At 36.6% G+C, this 25,090-nt stretch carries 23 protein-coding genes and 1 riboswitch; of the genes, 3 read left to right on the plus strand and 20 right to left on the minus strand.

Translation table 11 applies throughout. The annotated features are described in order from the left end of the window. Nucleotides 1-116: 116 nt before the first annotated feature. The 4 genes from EHR_RS12495 to EHR_RS12510 form a co-directional block, all read right to left on the minus strand. Complete coding sequence (locus EHR_RS12495; protein ID WP_002290178.1) at nucleotides 117-392, minus strand: HU family DNA-binding protein; 276 nt, start codon at nucleotides 390-392, stop codon at nucleotides 117-119. Between the two features lie 244 nt (nucleotides 393-636). After that, complete coding sequence (der, locus tag EHR_RS12500) at nucleotides 637-1,947, minus strand: ribosome biogenesis GTPase Der (RefSeq protein ID WP_010719563.1); 1,311 nt, start codon at nucleotides 1,945-1,947, stop codon at nucleotides 637-639. Nucleotides 1,948-2,762: 815 nt separating this feature from the next. Beyond that, a complete protein-coding gene (locus tag EHR_RS12505) occupies nucleotides 2,763-3,725 on the minus strand; it encodes a LacI family DNA-binding transcriptional regulator (protein ID WP_010737356.1) in 963 nt (320 codons plus the stop codon). A gap of 1 nt (nucleotide 3,726) precedes the next feature. Continuing rightward, complete coding sequence (locus EHR_RS12510) at nucleotides 3,727-5,166, minus strand: sucrose-6-phosphate hydrolase (protein WP_010737355.1); 1,440 nt, start codon at nucleotides 5,164-5,166, stop codon at nucleotides 3,727-3,729. Nucleotides 5,167-5,350: 184 nt separating this feature from the next. Between EHR_RS12510 and EHR_RS12515 the strand changes: the two genes are divergently transcribed. Continuing rightward, nucleotides 5,351-7,294 carry a sucrose-specific PTS transporter subunit IIBC gene (locus EHR_RS12515; protein ID WP_010737354.1) on the plus strand — a complete coding sequence of 648 codons (1,944 nt, stop codon included), beginning with the start codon at nucleotides 5,351-5,353 and terminating at the stop codon, nucleotides 7,292-7,294. A 224-nt stretch (nucleotides 7,295-7,518) separates the two neighbouring features. After that, nucleotides 7,519-8,391, plus strand: coding sequence for an ROK family protein (locus EHR_RS12520; protein ID WP_010737353.1), 873 nt, complete (start codon nucleotides 7,519-7,521; stop codon nucleotides 8,389-8,391). Nucleotides 8,392-8,702: 311 nt separating this feature from the next. Here EHR_RS12520 and rpsA read toward each other — a convergent pair whose 3' ends face one another. The 5 genes from rpsA to EHR_RS12545 form a co-directional block, all read right to left on the minus strand. Continuing rightward, a complete protein-coding gene (rpsA, locus tag EHR_RS12525; RefSeq protein WP_010737352.1) occupies nucleotides 8,703-9,935 on the minus strand; it encodes a 30S ribosomal protein S1 in 1,233 nt (410 codons plus the stop codon). A gap of 123 nt (nucleotides 9,936-10,058) precedes the next feature. Beyond that, nucleotides 10,059-10,736, minus strand: a complete 678-nt coding sequence (gene cmk, locus EHR_RS12530) for a (d)CMP kinase (RefSeq protein WP_010719569.1) — start codon at nucleotides 10,734-10,736, stop codon at nucleotides 10,059-10,061. Nucleotides 10,737-10,782: 46 nt separating this feature from the next. Further along, nucleotides 10,783-11,409, minus strand: coding sequence for an SAG1386/EF1546 family surface-associated protein (locus tag EHR_RS12535; protein ID WP_010719570.1), 627 nt, complete (start codon nucleotides 11,407-11,409; stop codon nucleotides 10,783-10,785). A gap of 84 nt (nucleotides 11,410-11,493) precedes the next feature. After that, a complete protein-coding gene (locus EHR_RS12540; RefSeq protein ID WP_010737351.1) occupies nucleotides 11,494-12,885 on the minus strand; it encodes a RecQ family ATP-dependent DNA helicase in 1,392 nt (463 codons plus the stop codon). After that, nucleotides 12,869-13,897 carry a helix-turn-helix domain-containing protein gene (locus tag EHR_RS12545; RefSeq protein WP_010737350.1) on the minus strand — a complete coding sequence of 343 codons (1,029 nt, stop codon included), beginning with the start codon at nucleotides 13,895-13,897 and terminating at the stop codon, nucleotides 12,869-12,871. Before EHR_RS12545 ends, EHR_RS12540 begins: the two co-directional genes overlap by 17 nt. A 30-nt stretch (nucleotides 13,898-13,927) precedes the next feature. On the opposite strand from EHR_RS12545, the gene EHR_RS12550 reads away from it, so the two are divergent. After that, complete coding sequence (locus EHR_RS12550; protein WP_010719573.1) at nucleotides 13,928-14,146, plus strand: ferredoxin; 219 nt, start codon at nucleotides 13,928-13,930, stop codon at nucleotides 14,144-14,146. Between the two features lie 374 nt (nucleotides 14,147-14,520). Here EHR_RS12550 and EHR_RS12555 read toward each other — a convergent pair whose 3' ends face one another. From EHR_RS12555 to EHR_RS12605, 11 genes are all read right to left on the minus strand, one after another. Continuing rightward, on the minus strand, nucleotides 14,521-15,246 hold the full coding sequence (locus tag EHR_RS12555; RefSeq protein ID WP_025480478.1) for an alpha/beta hydrolase: 726 nt from the start codon (nucleotides 15,244-15,246) through the stop codon (nucleotides 14,521-14,523). Between the two features lie 286 nt (nucleotides 15,247-15,532). Then, the gene (locus EHR_RS12560; protein WP_010737348.1) at nucleotides 15,533-16,873 is read right to left on the minus strand and encodes a M20 family metallopeptidase; all 1,341 of its coding nucleotides are present in this window, start codon (nucleotides 16,871-16,873) and stop codon (nucleotides 15,533-15,535) included. Between the two features lie 151 nt (nucleotides 16,874-17,024). Beyond that, nucleotides 17,025-18,548 (minus strand): YfcC family protein, encoded by a 1,524-nt coding sequence (locus EHR_RS12565; RefSeq protein WP_010719576.1) that lies wholly within the window; start codon nucleotides 18,546-18,548, stop codon nucleotides 17,025-17,027. Nucleotides 18,549-19,144: 596 nt separating this feature from the next. Next, on the minus strand, nucleotides 19,145-19,759 hold the full coding sequence (locus tag EHR_RS12570) for an ECF transporter S component (RefSeq protein ID WP_010737347.1): 615 nt from the start codon (nucleotides 19,757-19,759) through the stop codon (nucleotides 19,145-19,147). 121 nt (nucleotides 19,760-19,880) lie between these two features. Next, nucleotides 19,881-20,004, minus strand: a riboswitch (FMN riboswitch). 80 nt (nucleotides 20,005-20,084) lie between these two features. Further along, nucleotides 20,085-20,801, minus strand: a complete 717-nt coding sequence (locus EHR_RS12575; RefSeq protein ID WP_010719578.1) for a pseudouridine synthase — start codon at nucleotides 20,799-20,801, stop codon at nucleotides 20,085-20,087. Beyond that, complete coding sequence (gene scpB / locus EHR_RS12580) at nucleotides 20,801-21,376, minus strand: SMC-Scp complex subunit ScpB (protein WP_010719579.1); 576 nt, start codon at nucleotides 21,374-21,376, stop codon at nucleotides 20,801-20,803. The genes EHR_RS12575 and scpB overlap by 1 nt, the downstream gene beginning before the upstream one ends. Further along, on the minus strand, nucleotides 21,360-22,127 hold the full coding sequence (locus EHR_RS12585) for a segregation/condensation protein A (protein WP_277749450.1): 768 nt from the start codon (nucleotides 22,125-22,127) through the stop codon (nucleotides 21,360-21,362). Before EHR_RS12585 ends, scpB begins: the two co-directional genes overlap by 17 nt. Further along, on the minus strand, nucleotides 22,124-22,495 hold the full coding sequence (locus EHR_RS12590) for a hypothetical protein (protein ID WP_010719581.1): 372 nt from the start codon (nucleotides 22,493-22,495) through the stop codon (nucleotides 22,124-22,126). The genes EHR_RS12585 and EHR_RS12590 overlap by 4 nt, the downstream gene beginning before the upstream one ends. 18 nt (nucleotides 22,496-22,513) lie before the next feature. Next, nucleotides 22,514-23,401 (minus strand): site-specific tyrosine recombinase XerD, encoded by an 888-nt coding sequence (xerD, locus tag EHR_RS12595; protein ID WP_010719582.1) that lies wholly within the window; start codon nucleotides 23,399-23,401, stop codon nucleotides 22,514-22,516. Between the two features lie 92 nt (nucleotides 23,402-23,493). Then, complete coding sequence (gene fur, locus EHR_RS12600) at nucleotides 23,494-23,967, minus strand: ferric iron uptake transcriptional regulator (protein WP_010719583.1); 474 nt, start codon at nucleotides 23,965-23,967, stop codon at nucleotides 23,494-23,496. Between the two features lie 103 nt (nucleotides 23,968-24,070). Continuing rightward, nucleotides 24,071-24,934, minus strand: coding sequence for a CvfB family protein (locus EHR_RS12605; protein ID WP_010737345.1), 864 nt, complete (start codon nucleotides 24,932-24,934; stop codon nucleotides 24,071-24,073). Nucleotides 24,935-25,090 lie beyond the last annotated feature (156 nt).

A 25,090-nucleotide genomic window follows, 5' to 3' on the forward strand; every position in this document is an offset into this window, starting at 1 on the left:
AGGACTTAGAAAAAGATGGGCTCTGATTATTATTGCCCCTTTTCTGCCCCTTTTTCATATTTCGACTTAAGAAAAACGCCTGTAGCTCTAGAGCCACAGGCGTTTATTCAGCCGTATTATTTAACAGCGTCTTTTAATGCTTTACCTGGTTTGAATGCAGGTACTTTGCTAGCTGGGATTTCGATTTCTTCACCAGTTTGTGGATTACGTCCTTTACGTGCAGCACGTTCGCGAACTTCAAAGTTACCAAAACCGATTAATTGAACTTTTTCGCCGTTAGCTAAAGCATCTTGAATAGTTGAAAATACAGCATCGACTGCTGCAGTTGCATCTTTTTTAGTTAAGTCAGTAGCTGAAGCAACTTTTTCGATTAATTCTGCTTTGTTTGCCATGGATAGATTCACCTCCTCCACAAGAGATATGATGTAAAACATCAGTTTAGTTAAAAACATTCTGAGTGGTCCAGAAGTTTAAAAGAAATATTGATCTAGTTCAATATTCTGTTATCACGATATCATATAAACCGCTTAATAGCAAGGTTTTTACCATTTTTCACGTGCTTTTTTTAGTCATAAAAACGTAATAAACAAAACCACCTATTTTTTTTGAAAAAAATCTGCCGATGTGGTAAAATGCCTATTTTCGTCTTCTTGGAATGATTCGGATCGAAGTTCCTTCGAAAGTAAATGCTTTACGAATTTGATTTTCTAAGAAACGTTCATAAGAAAAATGCATCAACTCTTCTTCGTTAACAAAAACGACGAAGGTTGGTGGTTTTACAGCCACTTGCGTAGCATAGAAAATCTTCAACCGCTTCCCTTTATCTGTTGGAGTCGGGTTGATTGCTACTGCATCCATGATGATATCATTCAAGACAGCAGATGGCACACGCAAGTTTTGATTCATACTTACTTCTTCGATCATTTCAGGTAAACGTTCTAAACGTTGTTTTGTGACTGCTGATACGAAGACGATTGGCGCGTAATCTAAATAACGAAATTCTTCACGAATTTCTTGCTCAAAATCACGCATCGTATTGGTTTCTTTTTTGACAAGATCCCATTTGTTTACCACGATGATCACACCACGTCCTGCTTCATGAGCGTATCCAGCTACCCGTTTGTCTTGCTCACGGATTCCTTCTTCAGCATTCAAAACCATCAAAACGATGTCGGAACGGTCAATAGCACGCATCGCACGCATCACACTGTATTTTTCGGTATTTTCATATACTTTTCCACGTTTACGCATTCCAGCAGTATCGATCATTAAAAATTTCTGACCGTTATCAGATACAAAGTGAGTATCGATAGCATCTCTAGTCGTTCCTTCTATATCCGAAACGATCACTCGTTCTTCTCCTAGAATCGCATTAATCAATGAAGATTTCCCAACATTTGGGCGGCCGATCAAACTAAATTTGATCGTATCATCCTCTTCTTCTTCCCCATCATTTGAAAAGTGTTTAATTGCTTCATCTAATACGTCGCCGATCCCTAAACCGTGACTCCCTGACACTGGATATGGATCACCCAATCCTAATGAATAAAATTCGTAAATATCGTTTCGCATTTCGGGATTATCCACTTTGTTAACTGCTAAAATCACAGGTTTATTACTGCGGTATAAAATTTTTGCTACTACTTCATCTGCATCGGTGACTCCTTCACGTCCGCTGACAACACAGATGATGACATCTGCTTCTTCAATCGCGATTTCTGCTTGATGCTTGATTTGATCCATGAATGGTTCGTCACCTAAATCAATCCCACCTGTATCGATCACACTGAATTCTCGACCTAACCATTCGCCTTTAGCATAAATACGATCGCGAGTTACTCCTGGAGTATCTTCGACAATCGAGATACGCTCGCCAGCGATGCGGTTAAAAATCGTAGACTTACCGACGTTCGGGCGGCCAACGATTGCAATTGTTGGATTTGCCATATTTTTTCCTCCTCACAAGTTTCCAATCTTACTTAGTGTAACGAAAGCTTTGCGAACTTTCAAGCATTGTTCGCTAAAATTACGCAAGTATTTATTCATTGGACAACTTTTTTTCATAAAACATCAAAGTGAATATTGAACCCTAGGAAACCACCTTTTATTCTTGTTTCTTTGGTTAAGGAACTTCATTGTTTCAATAACCCTAAAAACCATATTCAGAACCGCTAGATGAGCGTTAGCCTAAATATTCACACACTACTGAACTTAAAATCGATCAGTGACATTTGATTATAGCATAAATTGTTTCTCTCGTTTTCATTTTCTACTCTTTTTATTGTTTCATGATATGTGAAAGCTCTTTTCTTCACTCTCATTCTTTCAACGATCTTCATATTCTCAAACTCTCAGTTTATCTAGCGCAATATCCTAATTCCTTATTCTAGCCTGTATTTTCTTATGGTCACTTCATTAGTCCCACTGTGCCTACAATATAGCCTGATGCCCAAAAATGTTGATTTTCAAACTCAAATTAATATTTTCATGTTTACCAGAAATTATTAACGTCCTTTTTCTTTTAAATAGCCTGTAAAACTGGACATGCATATTTCATTAATCTACAACCGGAAAGTTTATGCCATATCTAGCTATGAGAAATAAGCCGAAGAATCCAAAAATAGTTCCTCCTATTTTTGGTATTCTTCAGCAATTTTTTGTTAAAGCAACTTCTTGAACCATGTGGATAAGGTCGTGAAAGAAGCGATCAGCTCCAAATTTTTTTGAACGAATGTGATAAACATCAAGAAAAGAATTTGACGTTAAATGCTCCCTCCGGGAAGTAACGAGATTGGCAAAATGTAATCCTTGCTTGTCTTTTCATTCTTCATTTTTTTCAGAAGAACATCAACAATCAGACTTGCGATTTCATCAATTGGTTGTCTGATTGTGGTCAATTGTGGGAAAAATTTCTCAACAAAAGATGTTCCATCATAGCCAATAATTTTTAGATCTTCTGGGATATTAAGTTTAAGCTGATGAGCAATTTTCATAGTAAGAATGGCTGTTAGATCATCAGAAACAAAAATACCATCTGGTTTGTGACTTAGGATCGTCGACTTGATTTCCATTTCTCGACGAATCGTAGAGAGATTATTAGGAATTTTGAAAACTTTGCCATTTGGATTTTGAAAAGAAAAACCAAGCGCACGTAACCCTGTTGGAGAATCCGTATTGTCATTTCCTGTAATCATAATACTATTTTGACAACCATTTTTTTGTAACGTTTTAGCAGCCAGTTTTCCACCTTCAAAGTTGTCTGAAGAAACAATGGAAACATTGGGAGCTAAGTTTCTATCAAAAGCGACAATAGGTGCTCCCACACGCTCATAATCAGCAATTCCAAGATTATGACTAGATGAGATAATCCCATCAACTTGATTCGCTTCAAGCATTTCAATATATTCCCGCTCTTTAGCAGGATCGTTCTGACTATTGCAAATAATTGTTTTATAGCCATGTTTGAATAATTCGATTTCCAGATACTCAATCAGTTCAGAGTAAAAGATATTACTGATATTAGGAAAAATAAGCCCAATAAGTTGGGGTGACTTTCCTTGAAGTCCACGTGCTAGATTATTAGGTTTGTAACCAAGAGTTTTCATAGCTTCATGAACTTTTTGTTTTGTTTTTTCCGATAGATATCCCTTATTGTTAATGACACGTGAAACGGTAGTTGGGCTAACTCCAGCTAGTTCAGCGACATCAGATAATTTTGCTACCATATTAATATTTTAATTCAAAGTATTTTCCAGTCGGTTCACCTGATTTAAGTTGAATACCATTTTGGTGTTTCTCAGGGAATACGCGACTAGTAAATACTTTTTCTCCTTTATTAATAAAAATCTCAATGATTGAATTGTCTACAAAAATGTTAGCAATTGTTTCTTTAGTATCAATTGAGCATTCACGAATCGTACCAAAGTCAGTGGCATATTGAATGCCTGCTTTACTGCGATCTAAAATAATTTTTCCTTCTTTGGTATCTACAATCAAGCTAAGTCCATTTCCTTTACTATCAGAGAAAAGAAGTAACTCCGATTTCTGATTTGGAGGAAACGTTAGTTCAAGCTCATAAGTATTATTTGTTTCTGCTTTTGCTGTAAATTGTTCAGAACTAGCACGTAATGATGTAATAGCTTCTACTGGATATTGGTAAAGTTTACCATCTTTTATTGAAAGTTCTTTTACAAGACTCATTGCTCCCTGATAATCATACTTATCAGTTGGATAATCGATATCAGGTAGTCCAATCCAACTGACAATCAGAGCACGACCATCAGGAGTATTGAATCCTTGAGTCGCATACGCTTCAAATCCATAATCAAGATTTTGAATTTCTGAAGTGCCCACAAGTTTTACTTTTTCTATGTCAAGCGATTGACAGATCTTAAAAGTATTTGGGTAGATATTTCCATAATTAAGCTCAGATTTATCCAACCCTTGAGGACAATAAATGAGAACAGGTTTTTTGTCTACAAATACCAGATTTGGACACTCAATCATGTATTCTGAACCAGTGCCGCCAAAATCAAGGTTGCCAACTTCTTCCCATGTTTCCACGTTATTGTCAGTCGCTTTGTAAAGTTTGATAAAGCCTGATTTTTCTAAATTTTGTGCTCCAACAATCGCATACAATTGTCCTTCATAATTAAACATTTGTGGATCACGAAAATGATCAGTTACATCAGCAGGTGGATGAATAAGAACATTCTCACCTTTCGTAATGTTGTAGTCTTTATCCATCCATGCTCCGATTTGAAGTGTATCACGTTCCCAATTTTCATTTCGAACGTTTCCTGTATAGAGTAAGAATAGATTCCCCTCTATTTCATATGCAGAACCGGAATAAGCGCCGTGGCTATCTCGTTTTGTGTCTGGAAGAAGTTCTGCTCCTGTTACATGAAAATGAACTAAGTCATCTGATTCAGTGTGTACCCATTCTTTCAAACCATGAGCAGCTCCAAATGGCCAATTTTGATAAAAAAGCGTATATTTTCCGTTAAAAAAAGAAAAACCATTAGGATCGTTTAACAATCCTGTTTTAGGTTCGATATGATAGCTAGCACGCCAAGGTGATCGTTTTACATTATCCTTAATTTTATCCATCTCATCTTTAGTCCAATCAGAATAAGCACGATATCGTATTTCTCGAGGTAAGTTCATATTTTACTCCTTCAATTTATCTTTTTACAACTAGTATGGTAAACGTTTTCCGTTGAAAAATCAATCATTTCATTTAAAAAAATAAATTATATGACAAACGTTTGACATATTTTTAAGATATGCTAAAATAAATTTGCATTTCAGTGAACCGTTTTCACGTAAAAATAAAAAAGGAGTGATTCGAATGAATTACAGTAAAGTAGCTTCCGACGTAATACAAGCGGTCGGAAAAGATAACCTTATTGCAACTGCACACTGCGCTACACGTCTTCGTCTCGTACTAAAAGATGACACGAAAGTGAATCAAAAAGCTTTAGACGAAAATCCAGATGTGAAAGGCACATTTAAAATTGATGGACAATATCAAGTGATTATAGGTGCAGGTGATGTTAATTTCGTTTATGACGAACTTATCAAAAAAACTGGACTTTCAGAAATTTCAACAGATGATTTAAAACAAATTGCTAGTAAAGATAAAAAATTCAACCCCATTATGGCATTAATTAAATTATTATCAGATATTTTTGTTCCAATTATACCTGCCCTTGTTGCAGGTGGTTTATTAATGGCATTACAAAACTTTTTAACAGCTGCTGGACTTTTTGGACCAAAATCAATTGAAGAAATGTATCCTGCGATTGAAGGTATTTCCTCAATGATCCAACTGATGTCCGCTGCACCATTTATGTTTTTGCCTATTCTAGTTGGTATTTCCGCTGCTAAACGTTTTGGAGCCAACCAGTTCCTTGGTGCTGCAATTGGAATGATTATGACAACACCACAACTTGGTGGTTCTATGGAATATTGGAATATTTTTGGTTATCATGTCTCACAAACTAACTATGCTTATCAAGTCATTCCTGTGTTAGCAGCTGTTTGGCTATTATCAATACTGGAAAAGTTTTTTCACAAAAAACTTCCATCATCCGTTGACTTTACATTTACCCCCTTATTATCTGTAATCATTACCGGCTTTCTAACCTTCACAGTCATCGGCCCTGTCATGTTATTGCTTTCTAACGGGATTACAGATGCGATCGTTTGGCTATATAATGCAACCGGATTTATTGGAATGGGTATTTTTGGTGGAACTTACTCGTTAATCGTTATGACCGGTCTTCATCAATCATTTCCTGCAATTGAAACGCAGTTACTTTCAGCATGGACTAATGGTATTGGACATGGAGACTTTATATTTGTAGTTGCTTCTATGGCGAACGTTGCCCAAGGTGCTGCAACATTTGCTATCTGGTTCTTGACTAAAAATGCTAAAACAAAAAGTCTTGCTTCCTCTGCAGGAGTATCAGCTCTTCTTGGAATTACTGAACCAGCTCTGTTTGGTGTCAATTTAAAATATCGTTTCCCGTTTTTCTGTGCTTTAATTGGTTCCGGAGTTGCCGCTGCAGTAGCAGGTCTACTGAAAGTAGTTGCTGTATCACTTGGTTCAGCAGGTTTTCTTGGATTTCTTTCAATTAATGCAACCTCTATCCCATTTTATTTACTATGTGAATTAATTAGCTTTGCGATTGCTTTTGCAATTACTTACTTTTATGGAAAAACAAAAGCTTCAGGCATCTTTGCAGCAGAAGCTCTTACGGATCAAACAGTGACGAATCATTCAGAAAACACCCAACAATCCACAGTTACTTCTGGCGAACCTACTAAAACAAATCATTCTTCAGAAACAATCGTTAGTCCCCTTGCAGGTGAAGTGATTGGACTTGATTCAGTAAATGATCCAGTATTTTCTTCAGAGACTATGGGAAAAGGTATTGCGATTAAACCAACTGGGGACACTGTTTATTCTCCAGTAGACGGTACTATTCAAGTTACATTTGAGACTGGACATGCTTACGGTCTTAAATCGAATGATGGCGCTGAAATACTGATTCATATTGGTATTGACACCGTATCGATGGGCGGTAAAGGATTTATACAAAAAGTTACTGCTAATCAAAAAGTAAAAAAAGGAGATATCCTTGGAACGTTTGATCGTACGCTAATTAAAGAAGCAGGACTTGATGATACAACAATGGTTATTGTGACAAATACCGCAGATTATTCAAAAGTGACACCACTTATTAAAGGAACAGTTACCGCTACTACTGATTTACTTGAAGTTGACTAATGGAATAGTCAATAGTACTGATTATTCTTTCTAACCAAAACATCAATAAACGGATAATTTAAAGGGCTATGCGCGATCTGATGTATGTATTAACTGGAATAATAGCGATTTTTCAAAAGAAAATAACAAATAAACGAGTTAAATTCTTTAAAAATCTGAACAATAAATTGGTTAAATGCATAACTGCCCATGAAATCATCTTTAACTATAAGGAGAAATGTTTTATGCTATACGGTGCAATTGAAGCAGGAGGAACAAAATTTGTCTGTGCAGTTGGTAATGCACAATTAGAGGTTATTGAGAGAGTGAGTTTTGAAACTTTGAATCCAGGAGAAACAATGCCACAAGTTGTTTCTTTTTTCAAAAAATATGAAACAGAATTGTCCAGCATTGCTGTTGGTTCTTTCGGACCTATTGATATCCATCCTGAATCGAAAACATATGGATATATAACCTCAACACCTAAAATACCGTGGAGAAATTTCGATTTTATTGGTTATCTAAAAAGAAATTTTGAGAAAATTCCTTTTTATTGGACAACTGATGTCAATGCTGCAGCTTATGGAGAATATATAGCTGGACATGGTCAAGGCCATTCATTAGTTGTTTATTATACAGTTGGCACAGGTATAGGTGGTGGTGCACTGCAAAATGGAAGATTTATCGAGGGATTCAGTCATCCGGAAATGGGACATATGATTGTACGTAATCACCCTGACGATCACTTTAAGGGTAACTGCCCTTATCATCAAAATTGTTTAGAAGGTATGGCAGCAGGACCTGCTATCGAAAAGAGAATAGGAATTAAAGGTCAAGATTTAAAGGAAGATCATCCTTTTTGGGACATGGAAGCTTTTTACATTGCCCAATGCATTCATAATACTACAATGATGTTTTCACCGGATATTATCATTCTAGGTGGCGGTGTAATGAAACAAGTACACTTACAAGAGAAAATTCATCGTGAATTTTCAAAACTTAATCAGAATTATGTTGCTCATCCGAAAATAGAAGAATATATTGTTTTTCCAAAATTAGGAGATCAAGCTGGAATTATCGGTTGTTTAGGGCTAGCCCAAAAAATAGCTTCTAATTAAACAATGATAGAGTTTTGATAGTAGTTTGACAGAAATCTCCAGCTCTGATAAATAGTTTAAGCAAATCATCTATCCAATATCTCCAATTGTGAATACAATATGGCACTTGCACAGCCATTTGGTATGGTCTAAACGATGTACTTTATTAGGTATTCCTTAGCCCTTCTCACAGCAGTTGGTTTTATCTTTCACTCGATTTGTGAGTTTAACTAGTTCTAATGATAATAACAGAAAAAGATCAATCAATGTTGTAAACATTGATTGATCTTTTTGTCTCATTTCAGTTTTTTTAAAATGAACACTCAAAAATTTTATTTTTCTGAATCATCAGTAGTCGTTTCTTCGACTTCTTCTTTCAAAGCATCACCTAAAAGATCACCCATTGTGAAACCAGTATTTTCTTCTGGTAATTCATAAGTTTCAACATCTTTTGGTTCTTCTTCCGATGCTGGTTTTTCTTCTAAAGCCTTGATGCTAAGGGCAATACGATGTTCTTCAGGATGTACTTCTAAAACTTTTACTTGCACTTCATCCCCTTCATGAAGTACTTCATGAGGTGTAGCGATGTGCTTGTGGGAGATTTGAGAAATATGAACCAGACCTTCTACCCCTGGGAATACTTCTACAAATGCACCAAAGCTTGTCAAACGTTTCACTTTTCCATCTAAAACTGAACCAACAGTGGCTTTTTCTTCAATATCAGTCCAAGGCCCAGGCAACGTGTCTTTAATTGAAAGAGAAACACGTTCTTGTTCAGGATTAATCGAAAGAACTTTTACTTTTACTTCATCCCCAACTGCTAAAGCATCACTAGGCTTCGCCACATGGCTATGTGAGATCTCAGAAACATGGACCAATCCATCAATTCCACCTAAATCAACGAAAGCACCAAAATCAGTAATACGAGCTACTCGTCCGTCGATAACGTCTCCCTCGTGAATATTGGCTAGAATTTCTTTTTTCTTTTCTTCTTTTTCCGTTTCCACAACTGCTTTGTGTGAAAGAATTAAACGGTTTTCTGAAGGTTCGATCTCAACGATCTTGAACGCCAATGTTTCACCTTTGTATTCTGAAAAATCAGCAACAAAATGATCTTCCACCATTGAAGCTGGTACAAAACCACGAACACCTACATCAACGACTAAGCCGCCTTTTACGACATTCGTCACAGGTGCTTCGATGATATTACCTGCTTGGAAATCTTTTTCGATATCTTCCCAAACTTTTTTGGCATCCAAACGGCGTTTTGAAAGCAAATAGCTACCGTTTTCTTTATCTTTTCCGATAGTACTGATAACTACAAGTTCTAGAGTATCTCCTACTTTTACTACCTCGTTGATATCTTCAACAGGTGAAGTAGACAATTCTTTAGCAGGAACGACGCCTTCAACTCCGGCACCTTCGATTCCTACCACAACTTGTTTATCTTCGATTACTAAAACTTCGCCGGATACAACGTCTCCAACGTTTACTTCTTGGACGCTATTCATTGCATCTTCCATTGATTGACTGTTTTCTGTTTGATTTTGTTCAAATTCTGTCATAACATTTGTCCTCCTAACCAACATTCTGCCGTAACAACGGTACTAATTTTAGTTTAATTGATTATTAAAAAAAATAAAGCGATTTCGTTTGGTTTACCCTAAAAATCCTGAGTTTTTCCCTTTTTACAAAAGATAGCCTTTTTCTGTGACCACTTTTTTGATGGATTGGACAACTTCCGTAATCGATTTTCCAGTAGTGTCGATTCGAATGGCATCATCCGCTTGTCTTAAAGGGGATACTTTTCTTGTAGAATCATAATGATCTCTCTCTTGGATTTCCTTCGTAAGAGTTTCCAACTCTGTTGGTATCCCTTTTTCAATATTTTCTTTATAGCGTCTTTGTGCCCGTTCTGTTACACTTGCTACTAAAAATATTTTCACTTCTGCCTGAGGTAAAACAGAAGTACCAATATCTCGGCCGTCCATTACAACCCCACCATGTTCACCAATTTTACGTTGGATCGAAACCAGTGCTTCACGTACTTTTTGATGAGCAGAAACTTCAGAAACTGCCTTGGTCACATCTGGCTGACGAATTTCTGTAGTTACATCTTGGTCTGCCACCAAAACGTGTTGACCGTCTGTCTCTTGGATAAAAGAGATTGGATAGGCTTGGATCAGCTTTACGAGTTGCTCTTCATCTCCAAAAGGTACTTGGTGTTTTATCGCTAGATACGTAATGGCACGATACATGGCGCCTGTATCGGTATAAATATAGTTGTATTCTTTTGCCAAAATTTTTGCAACAGTACTTTTACCTGACGAAGCAGGTCCATCTATTGCAATACTGATTTGTGTCATGCTATAACTCCCTTTTCAAAAAAAAAGCCGCAGATCGCGGCTAAGATTATTTAACTTTTAATTGTTGTCCAGGATAAATCATATAATTATTTGGATCTAAACCATTTAATGCAAATAATTGATCAATAGTGATCCCGGCACGTTCAGCTACTTGTTTAGGTCCGTCACCTGGTTGAACAGTCACTGTTGATCCATCTGCAGCAGCCGAAGAGGATGGTGTTGTCGCTTCTTCTACCGTGCTAGTTGGTTGTGTTTCTTGTTGGTAAGTAGACGTTGTCGAAGGCGTTGTTTCCTCTGGTACAGTAGTACTTTGTGGTGTACTTGCTACTACTGATTCTGTCTGAGTAGTGCTTTCAGGCTCCGTACTTGATTCTTTTGTTGATGATACTTCTGATGAGGTCGTACTTTCCACTACAGAAGACGTTGTTGTAGTTGATGATGCACTTGAAGCATTGGAAGACCCATTTCTAATCCAGAAGTAAGCTCCCGCTGGAATTGCAATACACAATACTAATAATACTAAGAAGAGAGACAAAAACAGCGTGTTGCCTTTCTTTTGTTGTCGTTGAGAACTTCTTGAAGAAACTTCGTCTTCAGTGTCATAAATCGGTTGTTCCCATGGCTCTTGTGTTTCATTATTTTCTGATGAATGATGTCTATCTTTTCTGCTCACCTTATTAACCTCCTAATTTCTATCGTGAATATTATACCATAGCCAGAACGCGATTGTCTTATAAATTTTCTATCCAATGTTTTTTTAAAATAAATTTAGTAAAATATCTTGCCACTGTTTTAGCTCTACAGATGGGCTGACTTCTCTATTTTCCTGACTCGTAAGGACCGCTCCATCAATATCACAACATTTTTCTGGTTTTTTTATCAGTTTCTCCCCAAAGTATTCAAGAATCAGCGCTCTTCGACAAGTCTTTGCATTGACATAATGAAGCATTTGTTGTAGTCGATATTCCTTTTCTTTTTCTTGACGTTTTAGCCGATTTAACCACTCTTGCGGATTGCTCGTTTGTGCAATTATTTCTAACCATTTTTGTTGAATCTCATCGAATTGTTCTTGTTCATTGCTATGATATTGCAGATAAATTTCAAAACTTTGTCGTTGTTCTCTAGAAAGTTGATTAAAAAAATAATGAATGCGTTCGTCATTTTCTTTGTATAAAAGAATCGCTTCACTCGCCTGTTGGTCTCTTCCCGCACGCCCGATTTCTTGAACATAATTTTCTAAACTATCTGGTAAATCGTAATGGACAACATAACGGATATCTGGCTTATCGATGCCCATACCAAAAGCATTCGTCGCAATCAAAAATTGAAGTTTATTTTGACTAAATTGTTGTTGCAACTGTCGCCTTTGTGATGCCTCTAATCCACCATGATAATAGCCGATAGTAAAACGTGAGCGAAATAGCTGATACAAACGCTCTACCTCTTTCTTTGTCGCACAATAAATAATCATCGAGCCTTTTGCTTGTTTCATCAGGTCCTCTAGATCAGCTTCTTTTTGGGAAGTCTTTTTGACATATAAAGCAATATTTTGTCGATTAACCGAATGGATAATTCGAACTGGCACTTCTTGAAACAAGACAGTTTCAATATCATGTTGCACGGCTGTAGTAGCGGTTGCTGTCAAGGCAAGCGTTACTGGAGAGCCTAATTTCTGAGCAATTTCTCCTAGTTGTTGGTATTCCGGACGGAAATCTACCCCCCACTGAGAAACGCAATGCGCCTCATCGATCACATATAACCCAATTTTTTGTTTTTGTAATTGTTCTATCACATCTTTTTGCGTCAACATTTCTGGACTTAAAAATAAAAATTTATAATCGGACAAATGATTTAACACATAATATCGTTCCGTTCTAGATAGTAAACTATTGAAAGCAACAACTCGCTTTTCTCCTTGTTTCTGTAGTTGCATCACCTGATCCTCCATCAATGAAAGCAAAGGTGAAACAATGATAACTATTCCTTCACGCAGATAACCGGTCAGTTGGTAGCATAGGCTTTTTCCATTTCCTGTCGGTAACACTGCGAGGACATCTTGGTCATTCAATAAAGACTGGATGATTTCTTCTTGTCCTGAACGAAACGAAGTAAATCCAAAACGTTTTTGTAGTTCATCCTTCAGCGACATTCTTCAGTTCCCCTTTCAATACACCAATTTGATAAAAACGAAACTCTCCATAGTCTAGTGGTGCGACTTCATTTAATTCTCGATAATTCCATTCTTTGATGTTCGATAGTTGACTTAGTCGCTTAAATGTCTGCTTGGTGATCATTTTTTGATAAGGAAAATCAGTTAAATAAAGTTGCCATTCGATCAAATGATCGGTTACTGTTCCTCTTTTTAAATGACGTATCTTCATTACTTCATCAATTGAGCATCCAGATAAAATCAGTTTTCTCGTCGTTAACATACTTTGATTGAAGTTTTGCATAAGTAGTGGTGAAACCAATTGAAAAAGCAACGAATCTTTTTTTTCTTCGATTGTTTTTAGCAGCAGGTGTACTTGCTTTGCTTCATACAATTCACGTTGCACTTCATTGGTTATTTCTGTTAATTGATAAGTTAATAGACCAGGTGACTGGATACCTGAAAATTGATTGGCCAGAAAGTTAGCCGATTCAGATGTCATCGTTGAAAAGATTTCACTCAGTTCTTGGCTTAATTTTTTTGCTAAGGTTTGTCGATCTAGTTGTGTGTCAGCTAACCATTTTTTTACTTGGATAGTATAATAGGGACTAGTTTCAATCGGTAAGTATTCCTTTTTATTATTTACCAGATGAGAGACAACTTGAACAGCAAACTTGATCAACCGCCAACAATTCTCAGCGGTTCTTCCATAACGATCATAATGGAGCCCTTCTAGATCAATTATTTCTTCTGCTAAAGCTTTTTCACCTAAATGAGTGATCATCACGCCATCTTCTAGCTGAATAAGGAACTTTTGGTCAACTAATTGGTCAATGATACGTGTAAATTCTTCTTGATTCATTTTAGGAAAACTACCATGTATAAATAATAAATGGTTTAAAAAACTATAAATCAATACCGAACTCGTTCGTTTTCCTGTGATAACTTGGTATAAGGAGCTGATCCTTAACTTGTTTCTTGTTGAAAATAAAGCTAAAATAAATGAAGTCATATTACTCCCCTTAAGAATAGGATGGTCAAAATGTCATTACTATGTAAATTAGTACCTGAGCGCTGTATCGCTTGTGGTCTTTGTCAAATCGAAGCCCCAGATATCTTTGATTATGATGAAGAAGGAATCGTTTTATTTGCCCAAGAACCAGAAGCTCATCAGCAATTTGTTTCTCAAACTGACGAGGAAGCCGTCAGAAAAGCTTATCAAAAATGTCCAGTAAGAGCTATTTTATTAGAGAAATCATGAAAACTAGTTAACCAAATGAATATAGATCAATGTAAGTGTTTCTAACAATGATGATTTGAAAAGTAGGCAGTTGACCTGGAAATGGTGTCTGAACAAATTTCTTTCTATGTTCAAGTGAAAGTTTGAGTTGATTTATCTCTAGTCTATTTATATAAAGATTGTGACTTATGTAGCTCTTCGGCAAAGTTTCTGATAAATGGACTTCTGAACTGCCTTAGATAAAGTCATGAAAGAAGCGGGAAGCTACGATAACAATAAGCTTGAATTTTTTTTAACAGTTTCTCATGTTTAAAAAAATTCAAGCTTTTTTCAAAGAGCTGATGCACACTTTTTACTCATTTTTAAAGTGAGCTGTAAGATTTAGGTCTGGAACTCTATTCTCCTAACCAATTGATTAACGTATTGGTAATCGCTGTTTGTTGGTCTTCGTTTGTAATCTTAGCTTTACCGTCTCCCTTTTGTTCCCCATAGCTGCCAAATCCGCCATGATTTCCTCCATTAATCGAAACATATTCTGTTTGCTCAGGTAAATATTCTTTAGCTGATTCATAGGCTTTTTGATTCAAGACTTTATCATTAGACGCAGTCAGGCTTAATACAGGTAACGTCGTTTTCGCCAATGTACCTTTTTCATCAGGATAGCTTGCTAAGAAAAAGATTCCTTTTAAGTGTTTGTCAGAAGAATGCTGATTAGCATAGCGACTCGCCATGACGCCCCCCAATGAGTGTCCACCAATCACATAATTTCGATTTGAAAAGTCTTCTTTGATCTTATCTGCCTTATTCCCACTAAGTATGGCTAAGTCAAGAGGCATCTTAGCGATTGCTACGGAGTACCCACTTTTTGCTAATTGTTCAGCCCAGACACTATAACTAGCTGGTTCAACCAAAGCACCTGGATAAAAAATAACCAGTGGTTTTTGACTTTTTTCTTTCGTCTCAAAAAATAAATAATCTTTTTTATCCTTTCCATTTTGGGCTATTTGACTTGCTTGACTAGATGGTTCATAGGTATTTTGTTGTAAATAGTAGTACCCAGCGCCTCCTGCTAGCCCCAAAAAAATAATTATACCAATTAATACTCGCTTAAATATCTTCACATCTCTCACCTATTCTCCTTTTATCGTACCTATTGATCGATTATAAATTCACACTAAATAAAATACGAATAAATTGCAACTCTTTTTTCTTGAAAAAGAATAAATTTGTTTAGCCAGTGGCACTAAATGCGATCTTTCTTAGACCTGACTCTTCCCCTCAACAAGACCCACTATAACAAAAAAAAAGGCTGATGAATGTACATTGACCTTCATCAGCCTTTAACAGTAAGAGAGCAGTTTCGTTCTCTATTGAACTAAAGTGTATTTAGTTGAGCATTTCAAATGATTATTTTCCACACAAACGGTAAACAGCTTCTGCATAGATTTCCATTGCTTTGTACATGCTGCTTAGTTCCCAACGTTCATTTGCCTGATGCATAAAATCAGGGGTATCTGGGAACATTGCACCAAATGCTACACATTGGTTCATCGTCCGCGCAAAAGTTGCACCGCCAGATACAAATGGTTCAGTCATATCACCAGTAATATCACGGTAAGTTCCTAAAAGATTTTTGATCAATTCACTGTCTAATGGAACATAAAGGGAATTTAAGAAGTCAAATTCTTCATAAGTCAAGTCATACTTTTTAGCAGTTTCTGTTAGTTTTTCTACGAGTTCATCTTTTTTGAAAGTTACTGGGATACGCATGTCGACCCCGATTTTAGTTTGTTCAGGAGTGATTTCCAGACTAGCAAAGTTCATTGTCAATTCGCCAGATTGTTCATCCACCGTTTTTCCTACCACGTTTTCACCAGTAGCATTTTCTTGAACTAATTGACCTAAGAAGTTGATTGGAGCAAAATCAAATACTTCAGAAAGAGCAATCGCTAAACGAGAGATTGCATTGACACCTTCTGCTGCATCTTTGGCATGGATACTTTTTCCAAGAACGACAATTGATTCTCCTTGATCTTCAAAGTCAAATCCATGTTTTTTCAATGCTTCTTTGACTTCAGCTAATTTTTCACCAGCATAAGGAGCTGCATCTGGAACGACATTCAGTGCGCCACCAGCTTTAACTGAAAATTCAGATGTTCCCGGTCCAGTTAGGTAAGCTTGTAGTAATCCTTTTTCAGCATAAATCAATGGAAACTCTGCATCTGGTGCGAATCCTTGCGTAATACCTTCTTCTTTTTCGTTGTATTTATCTAAACAACGCCACAAGTTTTCTTCATCGGTTCCAAAAATAAATCGGATACGTGTATTAAATTCAACGCCTGCATCCATCAACGCTTTGACAGCATACATTGCAGCGATAGAAGGTCCCTTGTCATCTTGTGATCCTCGTCCAATCAACCAACCATCTTTGACAGTTGGTTCAAATGGTTTAGAATCCCAATTGTTTTCATCGCCAGCTGGAACGACATCCATATGACACAAGATACCAAATAGCTCATCGCCAGATCCGACTTCCGCATAACCATAATATCCTTCTGGATCTTTAAATGTCTTAAATCCTAGATTTTCACTGATTTCTAACACTTTATCCAATGCTTCGATCACTTTTGTCCCAAAAGGATGCCCTTCACCAGTATCTGATTCGTCCAGAACTGAAGGGATTCGAATCAATTCATTTAAAGATTCCAATGCTTGTTCATGATGTTGTTTTGTTACAAATTGTTTCATGTTACTAGCCTCCTAATATAATAAAAAGGTTATGTCAAAACAACAGACACAACCTCTTTTTTCAAACAATAAATAGTTGAGCTTGGATCTTGTCCATTCACATCAAGTAAAAAACCATGTACACTCTAAGTCAACGGTTTTGTCTACTTTGTTATAACATTGCCGCTACACCTAAGATAACACAAATGGCTACAAATAGGATAGCAATCAATTTTCCTGTGAATTTCCACCAAACGGAAATATCAAAACGAGCGATCGCAACAGCCCCCATAACGATTGCTGATGTTGGTGTGATCAAGTTGACCAAACCAGATGCTGATTGATAAGCAGTGATAACTAAATCTTTACCAACGCCTGCAAATTCACCCATTGGTCCCATGATTCCCATAGTAGCTGCTGCTAGTCCAGAAGTTGATGGGATCAAGAATGACATAGGGATATAGAAGATAAACGTTAAGATCAAGAAGACACTAGATGACAATGAACTTAATCCTTGTTCACCCCAATGTAAGATCGTATCAGTAATTAAACCATTATTCATCACAACTTGGATACCACGTGCAACAGCTACCACGATCGCAACACCGATCAAATCTGAAGCTCCTGCTAAGAATTCAGAAATAAAGACTGATTCTTTCATTCCGTAAGTGATTGCCACTACAATAGCCATCACTAAGAACAACATGGTAATTTCTGGGAAATACCATTCTCCTAAAGGAAGCATGTTTTTACCTAAAACAGTTCCGACTACAGGTAACCCTGTTAACCAGTTAGTTAATGATTCAAAAATCGTAAAGTTTTTATTCAATGTTGTCCAAGGAATCAAACTAATGATCATAATACCAAAGGTAATGAAAAATAGGATATTTACATGTTTTTGTCTTTTAGTAATTGATTCTTGACGACCAATTGAATCGATATCAAAATGTTTGATGTCTTCTTCACGTTGTTTATATACAAGTGATTTCGTTGGGTCTTTTTCCACTTTAGATGCGTAACGGTAGACATAAGCAATTGAGATAGCCAATAGTACCACGAACATCAAGAAACGTAACCCGATTCCTTCACCCATTGAGATACCAACTGCTTGAGAAGCGACCCCAGTAGCAAATGGATTAACGGTTGAAGCTAAACAACCAACTTGTGACCCTACTAAAACGATAGCTACTGCAACAACTGTATCAAACCCAACAGCCATCATAACAGGAATCAATAAAGCATAGAACGGAATAGTTTCTTCCGCCATACCATAAGTTGAACCACCTAATGCAAATAAGATCATCAACACAGGGATCAACATTTTTTCTTTTCCTTTAAAGCGTTTTACAACGGAAGCAATCCCTGCATCCAAAGCACCAGTTTTATTGATAATACCTAAGAAACCACCCACAACTAAAATAAAGAATGAAATTGGAATAGCAGCCGGTGTTTCTTTCGTTAATTCCCCAGCAGGTACACCTAGCATCCCATTAATCGGTGCCATAAAGATATCCCATAGCCCCTGAGGATTTTGCTCTACTCGTTCATATGATCCAGCAATGATGTTGCCTGCATCATTGACACTATAATGTCCAGCTGGTATGAACCAAGTTAGTACAGCGATAATCGCAATAATAATAAATAAGACCGTATACGCTGAAGGCATTTGAAATTGTTTCTTCTTTGTTTGTTCCATGTTCTTCTCCCTTTCTTGTAACATTAGAATCTTATAAGAGTGATTCCATCAGTTATTTTATCAAAAAGAATACGATAACCAAAACAATAACCTATTGATTCGGCAAATTTTATTCAAAAATCCTGCTTTCACTCCTTTCTCTATAAAATTTAAGGTAAAGCTTTTTCAATACAATTGTAGCGTTTTCCTCTTCCATTATAACAAAACTATTTATCATTCAAAAAGTGATTAATTTCACATTTTGAATCATAAAATACATTTTTATGCATAAACAAAAGAAATACTCAAACACCGTTTATAAAACGCTTACACAACATAGGTTAATGAATTTTTTTTCATTAAAATTTCCGATATTTTTTTATTTCCTTGAATTCTTTTTAGAAAAAACAATTTTTATTTTCTCATCCCTTTTTTTTCTAATCGTTGGACTACTTTTTCAGAAATACTAGTACTTACAAAAACGGCTCCATAACTTTTTATATTGTAAAAGTTATGGAGCCTTGACTGATTTTTTTAATGATAAAATAATTAAGAAAGTGGCATCAATTCATGCTTCCCTCTGAAAATGGATAAACGAGCATGAGCTGCTGTACTATTTATTTGTTGTTCGTCACTGTATGTCTTTGTGCCAACTGGTGTTGTTTCCGACTTAACCATGGCAATAATTTTGCGTGTAAAACCAAAAAGGCAGCACTGACGATAAATCCTTTAATGATATTAAATGGGACGATTCCGATCAGGACATAATTAGCTAACGGCATCCCTAACATTTGATTAGCATTTAAACCTAAAAACATAAGGTACAATGGGGTAATCACAAAATAGTTTGCGACACTCATGAAGATCGTCATTGCGATCGTACCAGAAATCACACCTAAAAACTTATTTTTTCCTACTTGAGTCTTCTTACGGAAGAAGTAGAAAATAGGTAAGGTAAAGATAGCTGTTGCTAAAAAGCTGGCTGTATCTCCTACCAAATTATCTGGTGAAAAGCCGGTAGTGATCAAGTGTAAGATCGATCGTAAGAAAGCTGTAACCAATCCAGCAACTGGACCAAATAAAAACATACTGATCAGTACTGGGATATCACTAAAATCGATCTTTAAAAAACTAAAGGCTGGCATGATCGGAAATGCGATATATTGCAAAACCAATCCGATCGCAGCAAATAATGCCACAGCGACCATTTTTTGTACACGGGTGTTCTTCATTTGAAATCCTCCTGTTAGGACTCCTCTTCAGCGAACTTTTCGACGAACTTTTTGCAAATAAAAAAACTCTCCAATAACAGGGAGAGTTAGAGTTATTTGGCAAAAAACTACGTCAAATAAGCTCTATCTTCTTTATCCAGACTATACTGTCGGTATCGGAATTTCACCGATTCAGCTACTTAGGTAAAGTAGGTCGTGGACTATAACCACCGGTCGGGAATTTCACCCTGCCCCTGAAGACGAACCATTTATAATTTTGTTTACCTTTACATTATACATCGCTTGAGAAAAAATGCAATCATTTATTCTTATAATAAGTAAGTAATCATTTTGATTGATTCAATAAACTGCTGACTTCTTTTTTGTTCAACTCACGATAGTCGCCAGGGCGTAAGCCTTGAAGCGTCAAATCGCCGTATTTTTCTCGTTTTAATTTTTGAACAGGTAAGCCAACTGCTTGAAGCATATTTTTTACTTGATGATTTCTACCTTCATGGATAGTCAATTCAACGATACTATGATTTGTCTTAGGATCCACAGATAATATTTGGTAACGTGCTGGTGAAGTTCGTTTCCCTTCGATTTTTATCCCTTTCGTCAAGGGAGATAACATTGTTTTAGTAGCAATCCCTTTGACTTTCGCCACATATACTTTGTCTACTTCATGTTTCGGGTGGGTCAAACGTTGCGCAAAATCACCGTCATTAGTCAAGAGCAGTATACCCGAAGTATCATAATCTAATCGTCCTACTGGATAAATTCGTTCTTTCACCATTGGAAGCAAATCAGTTACGACTTTTCGCCCCTTGTCATCAGCAACAGCGGAAATCACGCCTTTTGGTTTATATAGTAAATAGTACCCGTATTCTTCTTGATAAATCGGCACTTCATCTACTTCGATCAAATCACGTTTGCTAACTTTTACTCCGAGTTCTTTTACTACTTTGCCGTTGACTTTTACTCGTCCAGCCAAAATATATTCTTCCGCTTTACGTCTGGAAGTGATCCCTGCATGCGCAATTACTTTTTGTAGTCTTTCCATTATATCTGTTCTCCTTCATCCATTTCATCAAAGAATAAGTCGAGTGAAGACTCTTCGTTTAATGAATGCTCCATTGCTTGTATATCTGGTAAGTCTTTTAATGAGTTGAGACCAAAATAATCTAAAAAATAAGGAGTCGTCCCATACAAAATAGGTCGTCCAGGTCCTTCCACGCGTCCTTTTTCTTCAATCAACTGATGAGCAGCTAGCCGTTGAATGGCACCTGAGACTTGAACCCCACGAATTTGTTCGATTTCTACTCTGGTAATCGGTTGTTTATATGCAATGATCGCCAACGTTTCGACAGCTGCTTGTGAGAGAGTATTAGACGTCCCTTGGGCATAGCGTTTCAACAATGGCGCTAACTCTTTTTTGGTTGTTAAAACGACATGTGCCTCTGTTTCCAAAATATGCAAAGCACTAGCTGGATCATTTTCATATCTTGTTTTTAATTCCGTTAATAAAGCCACTGTCTCTTCTTTCGTAATAGTTAACAGATAGCTGATTTCTTCTAACCCGATTCCTTCCTCGCCAACAATAAATAAAATGGCTTCAAGTTCACTTAATTTTGTCATCTTTGGTATCTCCTACTGCTAGATAAAGCATAATTGTTTCATAATTTCCTTCTTGTTGCGCAACGATCTGACCATTTTTCATCATTTCTAATAAAGCCATAAATGTAGTGACTACTTCTGTTTTCGAAGGCGTTTCAAAAAAAGACTCAAAAGAGCATCCCTTATGATGTTGCTTAAGACGCTCTTCAATAAAGATGATACGTTCTTCAATTGTTGTATCATCAGGAGTAATCGTTTTTTCAACTTTCTCTGAGAATTTCTTTCGCTCTAAGATTTTTTCCATCGCATGAAACAAATCAATCTTTTTGACTTGTCCACGTTTCAATGGTTTCTCTTGTCCAATGAGATCGTCTACTGCAACTGGTTCTTTCGTATAATATAAGCTTCTCTCTTGGGCTTTTTCGGTTAACTGCTCTGCAGCATACTTATACTTTCGATATTCCAATAATTGATTGACTAATTCGTCACGCGGGTCCTCTTCCCAATACTCATCTTCAATGATTGCTTCTTGAACAGGTAACAAAGTTTTGCTTTTGATCGCCATCAACGTGGCAGCCATCACTAGATATTCTCCAGCAACAGCAAGTTCAAGAGTTTTCATCGTATGGATATAACTCATGTATTGCTCAGTGATCGTTGCAATCGGGATATCATAAATATCGATCTCCATTTGCTGGATCAAATGAAGGAGTAAATCTAAGGGTCCTTCAAATATATCTAATTTGATATTGATTTCTGTCACCATATTCACTCTTTCTTCTTGTTTCGATCGACCCATTTTGCGAGATATGGACGGGTAATCTCTGTTGGTCGTATGGAAAAGTCTGGGTATTTTTCTTGAAGTTCATCAAGCATTTGAAAGCCCATCTGATCTCCCCGATAAGATGGATTCAATGAAACATCGTGAATAATCAATTCCTGATTTTCACCCCAATAAACACCAATGATTCCTTGAATATTCGTTGAACCTTCTGGTGTGAAGAAAAAAAGTTCATATCCTTCTTCTGTTTCATAGGTATTGATTTCTTTGAGTAAATTCGATTTATCCGTTAGTTTCTTATGAAAACTTAACAGTCCCATAGCAATTTTACGATTTTCTTTTCGGTAATGTGTTAACATTTTTTCACCTTCCTATGACTAAGCCCTTGGAAAATGCTGCTTATAAACATCCGTCATTCTTTTCTTTGTAATATGTGTATAAATTTGTGTTGTTGAGATATCAGCATGTCCTAACAATTCCTGTACCGTTCGAAGATCTGCACCATTTTCCAGCAAATGTGTCGCAAAACTATGCCTTAAAGTATGAGGGGTCACCTCTTTATTGATTCCTGCTTCACGCACTAATTGTTTAAGGTTTTTCCAGATACCTTGCCGTGATAACCCTGTACCATGATGATTGACAAATACATGCGTTTCAGAAGGATTCGCTACAAGGAGGGGGCGTGCTTCGTCTAGATACCGCTCCAACCATTGGATCGCATAATCACCTAGAGGTATGATCCGTTCTTTGTCCCCTTTACCAAGTGTTTGGACCAAGCCGAGCGACAAGTGAAGATCACTTAGCTTTAAACCAACGAGTTCACTGACACGCATACCTGTTGCATACATGACTTCTAGAATTGCTCGATCTCTGATCCCTAGATTTTTGGTTGTATCAGGTGTTTCGATCAATCGTTCAACCTCAGTCAAGGATAAGGTGCTAGGTAACTTTTGAACCTTTTTAGGCGTATCAATGTGTTGCATCGGGTCATGATCAGTCAATCGTTCTTGACGTAAGAATTGATGAAATCTTCTCAAGCTAGTAATCATTCTGGTCACGGTTGCTGGAGCTTTCTTTTCATCATGCATCTTTTCCAGATAATTGATCACGACGTAGCGATCGACATCTTGCCAGGAAGTGATTTGCTCATCTTCTAAATAGTGAAGATACTGTAACAAATCTCGTTCATAACTTTTTCTCGTATTTAATGACAAGCCACGTTCAATCGTCAAATAGTGGAGATAATCATTAATTTCTTCATTCATAATAATCCACCTCGTGCTCTTCTATCATATCAGATACCCTTCATTTTCGATAGTCTATTTTACAGCTAGGCAAAGAAAAAGCCGTCTAGCAATCAGACGGTTTTGCTTTCTTTTTCTTTAGTGTAACATTTTTGACAAATACCATGAAATGTTAAGCGATGATCTTTTACCAAAAAGTGATACCGTTGCTCCACAATTTCTTCCACTTCACACAATAAATCTTCTTCAACCTCTTCAATCGTGCCACATCGTAAACACAATAAATGATGATGGAAATGTTTTGCTCCTTCTTTTCTCAAGTCATAGCGAGCAACACCATCATTGAAGCTGACTTTATCAATGACTTTCAAATCGGTCAAAATCTCTAACGTCCGATAGACAGTAGCTAACCCAATTTCTGGACTCTTTTTTTTCACTAGAAAAAAGACTTCTTCTGCCGATAAATGTTCTTTCTCATTTTCTAAAAGTACTTGTAAAGTTGCTTCTCTTTGTGGGGTTAATTTGAACCCCGACTCGTGTAATTGTTGTTTCGTTTTTTTCATTACTGACATCGCATTCATAACCATGTATTCAACCCCGACAATTTATAATAATTATAATCAAACAAAAGGAATCTCTTTCTAAATTAAAATAATTATAAGCTAGTTAAGATAAACATGCAAGGTATTCTCAATTAGATTTTCTAATTCGTTTCGTTACCCCTGCTTCTTGTTTGACTAGTCCTTGTTTTAATAGATTGCCGATTGCTCGTTTAAAAGCTCCCTTGCTTATACCAAAAGTTTTCATGATATCTTCCGGATCAGATTTGTCAGTAAAATGGATTTGCTCATCTGCTGATCGTTCAATGATCGTTAAAATCATTTGTGCATCATCAGAGATTGCTTCATATGCTCTTGGTTTTAATGAAAGATTCAATACTCCATCAGGTCTCACACCAATTACTCGTCCTTTGACTTGTTCACCTAAGCGCGGCTCATTATAGCGTTCTGATGGGTGGATAAATCCGATATAATAATCATCTGTTAAGACGTACGTTCCGGTAATTTTCAAGCGGTAAGCAACACCTGTAATGTCTTTATTTTTGATTTCTTCTGTTCCACGTTTACTCAATGATTTAAAAATCTTTTCATCGGCTAAACTACCCCAAATTCGGTCTTTGCTATCGACTCTTAAAGCAACCATTAAACGATCGCCTTTTTTAGGCCAAAGTTCTGTCATCGTTGGTAGTTCATCTAATGAGACTACAAAATCTTTGTCGGGTAATCCAATATCGACGAATACTCCTAAATCTTTTCGTGAAGCAGTCACTGTACCAAAAGCATAATGACCAATTCGACTTTTAGGAATCAACGTAGTAAAACGATTTTCATGTTTTTGATTTTGATAACCAAACCCTTCGACTGCTTCACCGATACGATAGGTCCCTTCGGTTTTACTTAATCCAAAAGTTTGTCCATTTTTCTGGACAAAGTAATTTTTTTCATTTTCATCAATTACCATTCCGGTAAATATTGTTGCCAATAATTCATTCATCTTATTTCTCCTTATTTATAAAAGATTCAGCCATCTTTTCTTAGCTATCATAACATAATGTTCCCATGATTAGTAGTTGGTTTGGTCTTAGTCGTCGCAAAAAAACTCAGACATCGTGTATCTGATCCTATATGGTCATCCACTTAGTTCCATACG

This window comes from Enterococcus hirae ATCC 9790 (assembly GCF_000271405.2).
Taxonomy (GTDB): domain Bacteria; phylum Bacillota; class Bacilli; order Lactobacillales; family Enterococcaceae; genus Enterococcus_B; species Enterococcus_B hirae.